Annotated in this window: 7 protein-coding genes and 1 pseudogene; 2 read left to right on the forward strand and 6 right to left on the reverse strand. The window is 60.0% G+C overall.

Annotated elements, in window-relative coordinates; genetic code table 11:
• Positions 1-391 precede the first annotated feature (391 nt).
• A complete protein-coding gene (locus AWB81_RS35015) occupies positions 392-2,803 on the reverse strand; it encodes a two-partner secretion domain-containing protein (protein ID WP_235026070.1) in 2,412 nt (803 codons plus the stop codon).
• A 474-nt stretch (positions 2,804-3,277) separates the two neighbouring features.
• Between AWB81_RS35015 and AWB81_RS35020 the strand changes: the two genes are divergently transcribed.
• Positions 3,278-6,682 carry a DEAD/DEAH box helicase gene (locus AWB81_RS35020; RefSeq protein WP_062642204.1) on the forward strand — a complete coding sequence of 1,135 codons (3,405 nt, stop codon included), beginning with the start codon at positions 3,278-3,280 and terminating at the stop codon, positions 6,680-6,682.
• A 482-nt stretch (positions 6,683-7,164) separates the two neighbouring features.
• Here AWB81_RS35020 and AWB81_RS35025 read toward each other — a convergent pair whose 3' ends face one another.
• A complete protein-coding gene (locus AWB81_RS35025) occupies positions 7,165-7,449 on the reverse strand; it encodes a hypothetical protein (RefSeq protein ID WP_062642206.1) in 285 nt (94 codons plus the stop codon).
• Positions 7,450-7,901: 452 nt separating this feature from the next.
• On the reverse strand, positions 7,902-10,274 hold the full coding sequence (locus tag AWB81_RS35030) for a filamentous hemagglutinin N-terminal domain-containing protein (protein WP_235026071.1): 2,373 nt from the start codon (positions 10,272-10,274) through the stop codon (positions 7,902-7,904).
• A gap of 486 nt (positions 10,275-10,760) precedes the next feature.
• Between AWB81_RS35030 and AWB81_RS35035 the strand changes: the two genes are divergently transcribed.
• Positions 10,761-11,681 carry a restriction endonuclease gene (locus AWB81_RS35035; RefSeq protein ID WP_062642207.1) on the forward strand — a complete coding sequence of 307 codons (921 nt, stop codon included), beginning with the start codon at positions 10,761-10,763 and terminating at the stop codon, positions 11,679-11,681.
• Positions 11,682-11,832: 151 nt separating this feature from the next.
• On the opposite strand, the pseudogene AWB81_RS35040 reads toward AWB81_RS35035, so the two are convergent.
• From AWB81_RS35040 to AWB81_RS35050, 3 genes and pseudogenes are all read right to left on the reverse strand, one after another.
• Positions 11,833-12,002: pseudogene (locus tag AWB81_RS35040) on the reverse strand (LysR family transcriptional regulator); the annotation flags it as partial.
• 300 nt (positions 12,003-12,302) lie between these two features.
• The gene (locus AWB81_RS35045; RefSeq protein ID WP_062642210.1) at positions 12,303-14,207 is read right to left on the reverse strand and encodes a hybrid sensor histidine kinase/response regulator; all 1,905 of its coding nucleotides are present in this window, start codon (positions 14,205-14,207) and stop codon (positions 12,303-12,305) included.
• 621 nt (positions 14,208-14,828) lie between these two features.
• On the reverse strand, positions 14,829-15,113 hold a 285-nt coding region (locus AWB81_RS35050; protein ID WP_144444259.1), incomplete at its 5' end, for a transposase.

Below are 15,113 nucleotides of genomic sequence, written 5' to 3' on the forward strand. Positions count from 1 at the left end.
TACGTGACGCTCGTTGGAATGGGCTACTACATTGCCTCGAACCGATTCACGATCAGCGCATTCACCGGCCGCGACTACGCGCGCCAGCCCGATCGAGAAAACATCTGCGAGATGCACCTCGTCATGCTGGATGCATATTTGCGTCCGGCGCCGTAGCTCAGCAATCCAGGGCAGTGCCGGACCTGATTAGCCGCAATCGACCCTGAGCCGCCCCTCGACCCCGCGCACATTGAGCGGCGGCTATCAAGGTGCAACGGTCTCTTGTGTTGGCGGTTACCAAGCGCAGCCTCTATGGCCATGCGGGGAGTTCAAGAGGTTTCTTCGTCTCGCAAGCCGCTTTAAGGGATGCGTCAAGTCTGACCTAGGCACGGGCAACTGTAACGTCGAGCCATCAATTGGCCAGCTGCCATTGCAATATGGGATGGTCATAGCCTAAAGGAATCACCCACGTCCCATGCTTACCAAAGCTCCACGTCGGTCCAAAGCTAGCTTTCATGCTCATTTGTGCAGTAGTCAATCCGTTCTCGTTCGGCACTGCGGTGCCCGTTCTGACCCCCATTGTTTGTCCGATCTTTTGCGTGTCCCAATAAACGTCGTTTGCAATGCGGCCGGTGTTGGACGCAGCTATTCCGCCCGGTATTGGGGGCATATAGGTATTGAAAACTGTCGCGGCGAAAGACTCTTGTATCGTGCCCTCATTACTGTCGACCAAGCCGCCATTAGATTGCAATGCGGCAACCTGACCGGCCGAATACGACTGCCGAATCAGTCCTGAGTTGTCGCCGACAAGCCCACCTGCCGAAGACCGCGATCCATCGCCAACATAGCCCGTGGCGTATGACTGAATAATCGTCCCACTATTGAGCCCAGCCAACCCTCCGTTTGTGCCGTTGCTGCCGGCTGATGCACTGCTTCCAGACCTTAAAATGACGCCGGTGTTAATCCCGACGAGTCCGCCAGCACCACTTCCAAAGTTGTTGCTACTACCACTTGTGAATGCATAACTGATCAGGCCGTCCGAGCGACCTGTCAAGATTCCCACCGGCCCGTATAGGTCGGCCACGGAAGCGTCCAACACCTCCAAGTTGCGGACAGTCCCTAGTTGTCCAATCGTTGCAAAAAGTCCGGTAGGTGGTAGCCCATCTTCGAGGTTTAGCGAAATATCCAAGTTTTTGATCGCGTGCCCAAATCCGTCAAATTGCCCCACAAATCCCGTTTGGCTTAGTAACCCTATCGGCTCGAACGGTGTACTTGGGCGACTTGCGTCCAAATCTCTCCCAAGCGCATAAATGCCCGACAGGTTTAGCGACACTTTGCTCAGATCCTCCATGGAGTTCACCAGCTGGTAGGCGGTCACCTGAGTTTTGAAGCCGCTGTAGGGCGCGGCGAGCCATGTCGCATTGCTTCTAATAGTGCCCGGCGCGTAGGTGCCATTCATGTCATAGAGAGCGGATACTACGCCTGTGCTTTTCGACCAATCAATCGTCCCGCGATTAGTAATGCTGCCCCCGTTGTCAGTGCCGATCGCGTCCGCGCGCAGGGTAAGTCGGCCCGCGCCCTTGTTCGCGATCGTCGTTACGGGGCTGAGCGTCACCGAGCGGCTCGCGTTCAGAGTAAGCGACGCATCACCCCGCCAGCGCAGGGTCGAGAGCATGTTGATGTCGCCGCTTGAGCCGTTGGCACCGGTCGCGTCCACGGTCACCGACGTGCCGCTTGTCAGATTCGTCGAGAGCGTCTGCGCGTTATGTCGATCCGCGTTGAACTCGGGCGTTCTCACGTTCCACTGTGCCGCGCTTACCCGAGCGTCATCCAGTTGCAGTGCATTCGCGTTTGTATCAACCGTGCCGCCGCTTCCGTCTGCGTTCGTAGCGACAACAAGAGCTTGCTGGTGCACCGCGCCACTCTCTGCAACCAGCCATACGTGGCCGTCGCGCGTGGCGGTGCCGGTTGCGCGCAGTTCGCCTCGCTTGCCCGCGAGCGCAAACACGTTGCCATCCGCCGCTTCGAGGTCGATCTGCGCGGCACGAATCGTACCGTTGTTGACGACGTCGCCTTGCGATCCTGCTTGCACGAACACTTGTAGGCCGCTCGCCGAATCCTTCAACAAGACCTGTGCGCCGGTGGCCAATTCTACGGTTCCGTTCGGAGCGAGGATCGAACCGCCGTTCGCGGTCAGCTTTCGCGAAATGAGGAATACATCCCCGCCGCTCGAATTAATCTTGCCGAGGTTCACCACTGCGCCGTCGCTGGAGCCGGTGAGCGTCAGCGGCCCGCCGCTCATGAACGCGTCGTTGCCCACATCAAGCGTTGACGCGACGAAACGGCCGCCTGTGGTAACGACACCATTCGCGCCGATGAGCACGCCTTGTGGGTTGAGCAGGTAAAAGCTGCCCGTCGCGCTGAGCCTGCCTTCGATCACCGAGGGAGTCGTACCTGTGACGCGGCTCAGCGTCGCGCCCGTACTGTTGTTCACGCTCACGCTGTTTCGATTGCCGATCGAGAAGGAGCGCCAGTCAATGATCGCGCGCGGCGTGCTCTGCGTGATGTTGAGTCCGGCGCCGCTCGAGGAGATTGTGCCCGCGCCGGCGACGAACTGCCCCCCGTTTGGCATCGGCCCGGCCGCAAGCGCACTTGTGCCATGTACGCTCAAGGCGCACAGGATGGCGGAAAGCATCCGGAAACAGGGCGTGTGGCGCGAATCGATGACAACAGCCCCCGGGTTGCGCATCGGCACCGGAAGGTGCTCGAACGTATGCATACCTTCTCCTACCAACAGATACAACTGATGCGCATCGATCTTCACCGACGGCGCCAACCCATCATATGCGCTATTCGCATCGCCGACGCGGTAAAAAGCATGGAGACACACCCGACCCTCCGCGACGAGTCATGCTCATCCTGTCACCGTGGTGACCATCTATGTTTGCGACCGATTTACTTATGTTGCAAATTCTTTAGAGCGAACATCTCATTTGGGCTCGCGCGATGGGTGCTCCATGGCCGGCACTCTGAAATCAGGTATCGACGTTGGCCGACCGCTCACAGCGCGGAGCGCCCGTGTGAACGTCCATCCGTCGATGCAAATGAGCGATGGTCGTGGCCGCGCCCGGGAAGTTCGCGGCCCGTCGGCGATCGGTTGTTCGAAAGCCATTGTAAGATGCATTTGACGACCTTCCGCGGCAGGCTTTGTCTGCCTTGAACTCGAAAATCAAGACACCCCGCGTATATGCTTGGGCTATGATCGCGCTGGGTTTTCAATCTCCTGTCGAAGGCACGAATGAGCGATTCCGCACAACGGCTTCTTGACATCCTCGACTACTGGCACAAGGTCGAATTCTTCATTCCCTTCGACCTTAAGCAGGTGCTCGACACGCCGGACGAATGGAGCCTGAAATGGATTCGCTCGGAGGATTTGTCGCCGCGCGCGTGCCCCCTGTGGCAGATGGATGTTCCACAAGACCGAGTTGTCAGCGGCTTTAGGCTCTTTCTCGGCGTGTTTGAGATGAGCGCGATCGCCGGCTTCGCGCAACGCTTGCCCGCACCGCCCGATGTCGATGCATTCGACGAAGCCGAGCGAACCGAACTGGACGGACGCTCCTGTCTTGCCCGCATTATGCTCGACGCGCACGGACAGCCGAGCTTCGAGGGAGTGTCGGTTTCGACCGCGCCGTGGGCGCTGGGGCAAGCCGAACGGGACGGGCTGTCCGCACTCAGCGCAGATGCGTTCGACGCGGCCCGCAAGCAGCTCAACGATACGTTGTTCAATTTTCAGCAGACGCGCATGCGGCAACGCGTCGGGCATACCGGTGACAATCTGCTCGTGCCATTGAGCGCGGATGAAATCCAGGCGTTGCTCCGACTGTTCGTTGATTGGGCCGGTTACGAGCCATCCGCCGAATTGCCCGTCGCGCTGCTCCAGGTGCTGACGCGTGCTGCCAAGAAGCGCAAAGAAGCCGACTCCAGGATGGTCGCACCGGCGAGCGCCGCCGCGCATGCATCTTCCGAAGCAGCGGACGAGACGGACGACGACGAAGGCGCCGACGATGTAGGGCTTAAGATCGACATTCTCAACAGCTTCTACATCGAGGACATCGAGCGCTGCATGGACGCCGTGCGCGCCGGCGACGTGCCCGCCACGCTGCGCGCCTATCTGACGCCGCTCGACAAGGCGCGGCGCGTCGATCTGTACACAGCGCGCGGCCGCGAAGCAATCCTCGCCACATTGCATCCCCGTCGTTTCAACGTCGGACACTGGCTCGAAGACGCGTCGCGCAAGATGAGCCTAATGCAACAGTTTGCGATCAATTCGGCGCTCAAATTGCTCAGGGACGAAGGCCTCTTTTCTGTTAACGGGCCGCCGGGCACCGGTAAGACGACGCTGCTGCGCGACGTGATCTGCGAAAACATCGTCCAGCGCGCGCGAGTGTTGGCCGCTTTGTCGGATGCAGCAGACGCCTTCGACAGCACGGGCACGCCAGTGCAGTTCGCGGATAGGAGCGCGACTATCCGCACGTTGCGCCGGGAATTGACCGGGTTCGAGATGGTGGTGGCTTCATCGAACAACGCGGCGGTCGAGAACATTTCGAACGACCTCCCAAGGCGCAGGCAGCTCGGCGACGCATGGCTCGAGACGCGTTACTTGCAGCCCGTTGCGCACAAGGTCGCCGCGCAGACTGACGAAGGCGGCATGGCGCTACTCGAGCCGGGCGATATGCCCTGGGGCCTCATCTCGTGCGTGCTCGGGCGCAAACAGAATCGCCGTCGCTTCGTGCAACGCTTTTACTTCGACGACTCGCCCGATGCGATGCGCGATGCTACCGATGAGCCACGCCACATTCGTGACTGGATCGCACGCTATGACGGTATCAGCTTCGATGCCGCCAAACGCGCGTTCCTCGACGCCGATGCCGCGGTCCGCGCGGCGCTCGATGAACGCGCGAGCTATGCGGATTTGCACGCGGAACTGTCCGCGACGAGCGAGAGCGTGTTCCTGCACCGACAGCTGGCGGACGCCGCCGCTGCCGAAGCGCTTGTTGGTGACGCGACGCGCATGCTGGATACGGCCAACGCCGACGTGCACGCCCACGAAGCACGGCTCGCCGAACTGCGCGAAGACGAGCGACTGATCGATCGCACAGCACCGGGATTTTTCAAAAGGTTGTTTGGTACGGCCGCCGCACGACAACACGCGACCGACGTCGCGGCCAACGCTCACGCACAACGCGAGATTCGAAGTGAACTGGCTCAGCTCCAAACGCGGGCGAATGAGCGCGCGGACGATGTGCATCGAGCCGGCCCGCAACTTGATCGCGCGCATGCCGCGCTGCGCGAAGCACATGCGATATGGGGCGACAAGTGCGCGGCACTCGCGGCGTTTCAGGAGCGTTTCCCCAGCATCGTGTTACCCGCGTCGCTCGACGCATTGGAAACCGACGAAGTCCAGAAAGAGGGCATGTGGCAAGACGAAGCGTTTGCCCGCTTGCGCTCGAAGCTTTTCGCAGCGGGGCTGACGCTGCATGAGGCGTGGCTCGCCGAGGTCGCGAAAGAACGCGGAATAGGCTTCGCCGTCAACTTGTTTGCGATCCGCAAATTACTGAGCGGAGCCTGGCCCGTCAACCCGAAGCATGTCGCGCTGATCTGGCAGAGCCTCTTCATGATTGTGCCGCTCGTATCGACGACCTTTGCGTCGTTCGCGAGCCAGTTCTGCCATATGGGCGCGAGGTCGATCGGCTGGCTCTTCATCGATGAGGCGGGGCAGGCCGTTCCGCAAGCCGCCGTGGGTGCATTGTGGCGCGCGCGGCGCGCGATGGTGGTCGGCGATCCGTTGCAGATCGAGCCGGTCTTTACGGTTCCGACGCGGCTCCTCAATACGCTTGCGCTCCACTCTCCGCATACCGCGCGCGGACAATACTCACCAGCTCGCACGTCGGTTCAGCGCCTCGCCGACGACGCGAACCCGTACGGCACTCTGGTGCCAGTCGATGCCGACAAGGCATTGTGGGTCGGCAGTCCTCTGCGCGTGCATCGGCGCTGCGCTTATCCGATGTTCTCAATCGCCAACCGGATCGCGTATCACGGCAAGATGGTGTTCGGCTTGGAGTCGCGCGAGCCGCCCGAAGGCGGGCTGAACCTCGGCAAAAGCGCGTGGATTAATGTGCCCGGCAAGACCAAGTTCAAACAGGTTGTGGATCGGCAGATCGAGGTCGTGATCGCTGTGGTGACATCACTATATGCGAATAACGGTACCTTGCCCGGCCTCTACGTCATTTCGCCGTTCAAAGCGGTCAAAAACGAACTGCGGCATCGATTGCAGGAGGTGGACTGGCGAGTCCGGATTGGCGACCGCGGGCCTGTCAGAAAGACATGGTGGAAATGGTGCAGGGACCGAATCGGTACCGTCCACACGTTTCAGGGCAAGGAAGAAAAGGTCGTGATCCTTGTGCTCGGCGCGGACATCGATAGCCAGGGCGCCGCGAATTGGGCGGCGTCGAAGCCGAATTTGCTCAACGTGGCGCTGACCCGCGCGCAACACCGCTTCTTTGTGATCGGCGACGTTGCGCTGTGGGGCGGATTGCAGTACTTCAATCAGGCATTGCCGCTGCTCGAAAAGTCGACGGCGGAAGCATGGCTGGCACGGTGTGCTTCTACCGCAGCGCGAGCGGATGAGGACGGGTTCGGATGAGGAAGCCGACGTTCGCTCGTGCTGATCTTGATACCGAATATGAACTTCGCTTTACCGCTTTAGACAAATCGCCGCGGCTTCTGAATAGTCCAGGAAAGAGTGTCGATGGCAGGTGCGTTTGTTGCGCGGCGGCTCCCTTGAGGCCATTCTTTCGCTGGCCGACAATGGTGACCGGCGTTGAATGTGCGCGCGCGATCACTGCAGGCGGAATGCGCTGCACATCGGGCGCGCAACGCCGTGAAATCCTTGGCCGTATAACCGTGCTCGACGGTGAGCTTTTCCGGGGGTGGAGTCGGGTCAGTCCTCCCGGCCCTCCTCGCCGTCTGATGCGATTGGCGACTTCGGTGGCTGCCTTCGGAACCCCTCAAGCTCAACATGCGCAGGCGCCATGAACACCTCGGGCCAGGTTTTGCACAGTATCTCAAAGGCACGCGCGCCTCGCGCAGCCGGGACGCCGGCCAGACGTCCTCGCGCCGCTCGCCCTACAACACGCACTGCACCAGGACCACGGCACCGCATTCCGCCACGCAATCGACCACCGGCAAAAACCGCTGGTCATCGAAGATCGCCCGGCCATAGGTCCGCGCCAACGCGGCGAGCACCTCGATTTCAATACGGCTAGGCAGCATCGGTAATGGCGCCGCTGTGCCGGACGACAAATGCGAAGGCTCGTCACTCGCTTGACGCCAGCACGTGACCGCCGCGTCCAGCTCCAGCGTGGATTGCGCAACTACCCGGCTGGCAAATCCGTCTTCCCCCTGCGCCACGGGCCACTACCCTCTCTGGTAAATCCAAATTGGCCGATCTTACCCCGCAATCCGCATCCCGATGATAAAACCTATCAGACATGCGAACTAAACTGATGATGATACGTACGCAGGGCATCGCCTGACAAGAATCCGCGCGGATGTCGCTTTGCGACCCTGAGCCGCCCCTCAAACCCGCGCACATTGAGTGACGGATATCAAGGTGCAACGGTCTCTCGAGTTGGCGGTAACGGCGCGCAGGATGGTGCGGCCGAACCACAGTCCTCATCGTCGGCCCGCAGTCGTTCGAGTACTAGGAAGGACGGATCAACGCGCAGGATCTGTCCTGGACCTGTACAACAGAAACGTCGGCTAAGTCCAACCACGCGGGGAGTTCAAGCGGTCCTTCGTCTCGCACGCATTGAGGGGTGCGTCAAGTTTCTGACCTAGGCATGGGCTGCGACGTCGGGTCATCAATTCGCCAACTGCCATTGCAATATGGGATGGTCATAGCCCGAAGGGATCACCCACGTTCCATGCTCGCCAAAGTTCCAAGTCGGCGCGAAGTTGGCTTTCATGCTCATTTGTGCAGTGGTCAATCCATTCTCATTCGGCACGGCGGTGCCCGTTATGACCCCCATTGTTTGTCCGATCTTTTGCGTGTCCCAGTAAACGTCGTTTGCAATGCGGCCAGTGTTGACCGAGGCTATTCCGCCGGGAATTGGGGGCATATAGGTATTGAAAAGTGCCGCGGCAAAAGACTCTTGTATCGTGCCCTCATTACTTTCGACCAAGCCACCATTAGATGCCAATGCGGCAACCTGACCGGCCGAATACGATTGCCGAATCAGTCCTGAGTTGGCGCCGACGAGCCCACCTGCCGCAGACCGCGATCCATCGCCAACATAGCCCGTGGCGTATGACTGAATAATCGTCCCACTATTGATCCCAGCCAACCCTCCGATTATGTTGTTACTGCCGGCTGATGCACTGCTTCCAGACCTTAAAATGATGCCGGTGTTAATCCCGACGAGTCCGCCAGCAGTATTTCCAAAAAAGCTGCTCCCACTGGCGCTACCACTTGTGAATGCGTAGCTGATCAGGCCGTCCGAGCGACCTGTCAAGATTCCCACCGGCCCGGATAGGCTGGCCACGGAAGCGTCCAACACCTGCAAATTGCGGACAATCCCTAGTTGTCCAATCGTTGCAAAAAGTCCGTTAGGTAGCCCATCTTCGAGGTATTGCGAAATACCCAAGTTTTTGATCGCGTGCCCAAATCCGTCAAATTGCCCCGCAAATCCCGTTTGGCTTAGTAACCCTATCGGCTCGAACGGTGTACTTGGGCTACTTGCGTCCAAATCTCTCTCAAGCGCATAAATGCCCGACAGGTCTAGCGACACTTTGCTCAGATCCTCCATGGAGTTCACAAGCTGGTAGGCGGTCACCTGAGTTTTGAGGCCGCTGTAGGGCGCGGCGAGCCACGTCGCATTGCTTCTAATAGTGCCCGGCGCGTAGGTGCCATTCATGTCATAGAGAGCGGATACTACGCCTGTGCTTTTCGACCAATCAATCGTCCCGCGATTAGTAATGCTGCCCCCGTTGTCGGTGCCGATCGCGTCCGCGCGTAGTGTAAGTCGGCCCGCGCCCTTGTTCGCGATCGTCGTCACGGGGCTAAGCGTCACCGAGCGGCTCGCGTTCAGAGTAAGCGACGCATCACCCCGCCAGCGCAGGGTCGAGAGCATGTTGATGTCGCCGCTTGAGCCGTTGGCACCGGTCGCGTCCACGGTCACCGACGTGCCGTTCGTCAGATTCGCCGAGAGCGTCTGCGCGTTGTGTCGATCCGCGTTGAACTCGGGCGTTCTCACGTTCCACTGTGCCGCGCTTACCCGAGCGTCATCCAGTTGCAGTGCATTCGCGTTTGTATCAACCGTGCCGCCGCTTCCGTCTGCGTTCGTAGCAACAACAAGAGCTTGCTGGTGCACCGCGCCGCTCTCGGCGACCAGCCATACGTGGCCGTCGCGCATGGCGGTGCCCGTTGCGCGCAGTTCGCCTCGCTTGCCCGCGAGCGCAAACACGTTGCCATCCGCCGCTTCGAGGTCGATCTGCGCGGCACGAATCGTACCGTTGTTGACGACGTCGCCTTGCGATCCTGCTTCTACGAACACTTGTGGGCCGCTCGCCGAATCCTTCAACAAGACTTGCGCGCCGGTGGCCAGTTCTACGGTTCCGTTCGGAGCGAGGATCGAACCGCCGTTCGCGGTCAGCTTTCTCGAAATGAGGAATACATCCCCGCCGCTCGAACTGATCTTGCCGAGGTTCACCACTACGCCGTCGCTGGAGCCGGTGAGCGTCAGCGGGCCGCCGCTCATAAACGCGTCGTTGCCCACATCAAGCGTTGACGCGACGAAACGGCCGCCCATAGTCACGACACCATTCGCGCCGATGAGCACGCCTTGCGGGTTGAGCAGGTAGAAGCTGCCCGTAGAACTAAGCTTGCCGTCTATCACCGAGCGAGCGGTACCAGTCACGCGGCTCAGCGTCGCACCGGTGCCATTGTTCACGCTCACGCTGTTTCCATTGCCGATCGAGAAGAAGCGCCAGTCGATGATCGCGCGCGGCGTGCTCTGTGTGATGGTGAGCCTGGTGCCGTTCGAGGAAATAGTGCCCGCGCCGGCGACGAACTGCCCCCCGTTCGGCATCGGCCCGACCGCAAGCGCACTTGTACCATGTACGCTCAAGGCACACAGCATGGCGCAAAGAACACGGAAGCGCGGCGTGTCACGACAATCGATGACAACAGCCGCCGGCTTGTGCGTCGGCACCGGAAGGTGCTCGAGCGTATGCATAGCTCCTCCTGCAACAGATACAACTGATGCGCCATCGGTTTTAATCGACGGCATCGACTCATCTTATGCGCAATTCGCATCGCCGACGGAAATAGACCATCTGTATTAGCGACCGATTTCTTATGTCGCACGTCCTTTTACTGTATATCGAACGTCATTTGTATAGAACGTCTAAGATGGGCTCGCGCAGTCGGTGCTCACAAGGCGACGGTCTGAAACGAAGTATCGACGTTGGGCGACCGCTCACAGCGCCGAGCGGGCCGTCTGAAGGGCAAGGGTCGCTGCAGATGAGCGGTGCTTCGTGGCCCACCCGGGAAGTTCGCGGATCGTCGGCGATCGGTTCTCCGAGTCCGCCCCCAATCGCTGGCATTACCCTGTGTAGAATAAATCGATAATCTGCTTTTGACGAATAGTCATCGGGTGGATAATCTGCGTCCTTTTACCGTCGGACGCTCCTCCTCGCCGTCAATATAATCACCTACCGCGATGGCCATTCCCGATTTCCAAACACTGATGCTGCCCGTCCTACGTACCGCTGAGGCGGGAGAAGTCAAAATTTCGGACGTGGTGGAGCTGCTGGCAAACGAGTTCCAGCTGACGGAAGAAGAGCGCTCAGAACTGCTGCCGTCCGGCAAACAGACCACCTTCGCCAACCGCGTCCACTGGGCGAAGAGCTATTTAGGCAAAGCGGCTTTGGTCGATTTGACCAAGCGCGCGCACTTCTGCATCAGCAACCGGGGGCGCAAAGTGTTGGTGAACGCGCCGGAACGCATCGACATTCATTTTCTGGAGCAGTTTCCCGAGTTCGTCTTGTTCCGGGACGCTAGTCGCAGAAATGACAGACCCGGCGACGGTCCGGCCGCAGTCGAGGTGGTGGAGACCACCGGTATGACGCCTGACGAAGTGATCCGAAAAGCCCACGGCCAGCTGGAAGACGAACTGGGGCAGGATTTACTTAGTCGTGTGATAGCGGCTCCCGCAGAGTTTTTCGAGCGCCTCGTCGTCCAGTTGCTCATCGCCATGGGCTACGGTGGCACGGCGGCCAATGCGGGCCGTGCGCTGGGCAAGAGCGGCGACGGCGGGGTTGACGGCGTAATCGACCAGGATGCGTTGGGCCTCGACCGCATCTACGTGCAGGCTAAACGCTATGCCGACGGCAACAATGTCGGTTCTGGCGCCATTCGCGACTTCTTTGGATCACTGGATCGCTTCAAAGCAGCTAAGGGCCTCTTTGTGACCACCTCCGCCTTCTCCCCCTCAGCCCGCCAAACAGCAGAGCTCCTGAGCAAACGTATCGTTCTCGTTGACGGTCGCCAACTGGCCCGTCTGATGATTCGGTACAACGTCGGCTGCCGAGTTGAGGAGACCGTCCGCCTCAAAAAGGTGGATGAGGAATTTTTCGAATAACGGCCCTCACGAGGAGAATGACTCGATGCATGGACTTGGAGCGTCCGCAGCCAGATCGAAGTCGTTCGGATGCCCGCGACAGAGCTTAGTTCAACGTCTGTACCTGGCCGACTAGAGCCTGTATGGTGGGCCGATTCGAGCCCGTTCGTCGCTGAGCGGCGAGCCATTAGGCGTTACATAGGCAGGGCACCGCCAGTGCGCTGGCACGAAGGCCATCACGGGGTCACAGCGCCAAGGCTTTATCACGAGTCCTGCCACGGTGGGTTGAGGCAGCGCGACCAGCCCGACATCCAGCGTCCCATCCGCCAATCGGGACAGCGTATATGTGACGTGAGCACCGCAAGCCCGCCCGCTTCATCTTGCAGGCACTGCGGCTCACCGATGATTGTCATCGACATCCTCGCGCGCAGCGCTCCGATCCGCGCACCGCCAATGCGCCGGGGTCCGACATGAACTCCACGGTTCCTCCACCTGCCTGTCGAACGTTGGCTTCGCGGCAACGCGGCCCACTTCATCATCGTGAATGCACGACTACGCCGCTTCGCTATCTGTCTCCCTGTCGGTCAGGCAGCAAATCACGGCCGCCGGGTGGCACTTGCCGCTGCGTGCCCGCCGCTTGACCTATGCGGCGGCAAATGCGCTGCCTATCGCCTCGTTAAGCAGCACCACGTCGACGGGCTTCGTGAAGTGGAAGTCGAATCCGGCCTGAGCGGTACGCGCCCGGTCCTGAGGCTGCCCCCACCCGGTTATGGCGATGACGGTGACATCCTTCGTCGACGGCGTTTCGCGAATCCGGCGAGCGACGTCAATTCCGCTCATGCCAGGCAAGCCTAGGTCGAGCAGGATTACCTCGGGGCCGTAGTGGCTGAGTATGTCGACGGCTTCCTCGCCCGAGTAGACCGTGCGCACCTCGTGCCCCTCCAGTTCGAGCAGCGCCGTCAATGCGTCGGCCGCATCGACATTGTCGTCAACAACCAAGATCCGGTGCTTCCTGGTCGTCCAGGAAGCCGCGGGAGTCTCTCGTGTCACCATCGGTGATGGCAATACCTTGCAGTGCGTCGGAAGATGGATCGCGAAGCAACTTCCTTTATCTTTTCCGGCGCTTGACGCGGTAATCCGACCACCGTGCAACTCGATGAGCGACTTCGACAGGGCAAGGCCGATGCCCAGGCCGCCCTGGCGGTGGTGGTCTCGATTAACTTGCGAGAACATCGAAAAGATGGCCGATAACGTGTCGGGTTCGATCCCGATCCCGTTGTCAGTGATGGAAAGTACGATTTCCGGTTCATCGGCTCTCGCGCTTAGTCCAATGTGCCCGCCCGGTGGCGTGTACTTCGCTGCGTTCGTCAATAGGTTGGCCAGCACCTGCGCCAGTCGGAGCCGATCGACGTCGATATGCACCCGTCGTGCCGGAAGATCGAGGACCAACTCGTGGCCCTTGCCTTCCAGTATTGGCCTTGCTATCTCGACGGCGTCATCGACCACGTCACGGAGGGCCACGGCCCCCTTGCGCAATGTCAGGGCGCCGCGCGTGATGCGTGAAACATCGAGCAGGTCGTCCAATAGGAGCGCCATGGCGGCGGATTGGCGACGCAGCACGTTAATGCACCAACGCCTGCGTTCGTCTGTGACGCCGGCTTGTTCGAGTATCTCTGCAACTTGTCTAATCGGCGCAAGCGGATTGCGCAGTTCATGTGCGAGTGTGGCGAGAAACTCATCTTTGCGGCGGTCGGCATTCGATAGCGCCTGTTCTGCCCGCACGCGCGGCGTGATATCGCCAAACCACGCGACTATCGAATCTTCCAGCGAGGCAGCGACCACATGAAACCAACGTTCACCGTTGTCTCCTTCGACGCGCACGTCAAAGGCGTCACGGCCTCCCCCACTAGCGAGCGGCGCCAGGCGGTCGAATAGGACATCAGCGTCCCATCCTGCCGGACGTAGATAGGAAGTCGAACTCCCGATCACGACCGCCGCGGGTTGACTAAATAGCTGCGCGGCCGCCTCGTTGAGGTAGTCCCATCGAAGTTCGGCGACCTTGCCGTCGCGCACGACTGGCGTCAAGATGAAGAACGACACCCCAGCGCTGTTCAACGCCACATCAAAACGGTGCCGTGCGTCGCGCTCTACTCGGAGCAGGCGCGCGGCTGCATCGTGAGCAGAAGCTTCCGCCTTTCCTGCGCGTCTCGCGACCTTCGCCAATTGATGTCCAGCGGCAACCAGTAACCCGCCGACGACCAGAAAGGCAAAAAGGACAATCTGGTCTTCACGTCCATTCACCGGGAGCTTGCCAATAGGCTCCATCCATAGCGAGCCGAATGCAACACCGCACCCGAGAAGCAAGGCTCCTGACAATGCGCCGAATAACAATGTGACGAGTGGAAGCGAGGCGCCAATGAGAAGAAAGGTCAGCCGCCCATGAGCGACCATTGTCAGTGCCTGCTGCGCGAGAAGCACGACGGCGATAGAGGCGACACCCAGCAAAAGGCGCCTTTTGCCTGAATACTGCGCTATGCGAACAATCATTGCAGGGCTCCTGCTCCGTACCTTGATAAGGGACTGGCTGCATTTTACATTCCTCCTACATTTGAAAATGCAAATCGATTCCCGTTGTCTGCTCCGTCGGCCCAGGGAGCGCAAGTTAGCTAGACTCGAAAGAACAAAATCGACTGGACTCCCTGGAAAGCGCGGAAATGAAGGCGCACCGCCCGGCCGAGCCCGCACGGCAACGTGCTGATAAGGCTTGTTGCTGAAGGAGGGCTAGAGGCGCTTGCCGGAGCTAAACAGCGGTCGGTGAGACGGAACCATCTGACGCCTGTCGACGGTTTCCGACGTTCGATCGCCAGTTCGAGTTCGCCGAGGCCAGTCAAAAGCAGCGAGGTGGCGGTAAGATCGAATTACCCGGTTGCCTAAAGCAACCGTCGACGTGTCGATCGGACGGCCGCTTGCTGGGGTGGAGCGGGCCTACGAATGGCCACCCTGGGCGCTTGATGAATGGCGCCTCCTGGCCCAGACCGTGTCAAAACGCGTAGACACTGGGAATTGCCGAAACCAGCCTCGGCGCCGGGCGCCGCTTGTCGATTGCAGCAAACCGAATGTCAAATCACAGCCGCACTCATCGCGAAGGCTTAACAACCCCTATGGGCTTCACGCCCGCATCGCTTTCATAACCGCTTCGGAACCGAGTAGTTTGATCACCCGCTTTATGTTGTATGCCAGCACGTGCAAGCTCATCTCTGTGCTCACCCGCTCGATGGTTCGTGTCAGGAAATGAGTGGCGCCCATCCATGCCTTGATCGTGCCGAACGGGTGCTCGACAGTCTGTCGCCGGATGCGCATCATCTCGGGCGCATGATCGAGTCGTGCCTGCATCTCATCAAGAACATCTTCGTGCTCCCAGCGCGCTACACGACGTTGAGGGCCTGGCGTGCA

The organism is Caballeronia arationis (assembly GCF_001544975.2).
GTDB classification, from domain to species: Bacteria; Pseudomonadota; Gammaproteobacteria; order Burkholderiales; family Burkholderiaceae; genus Caballeronia; species Caballeronia arationis.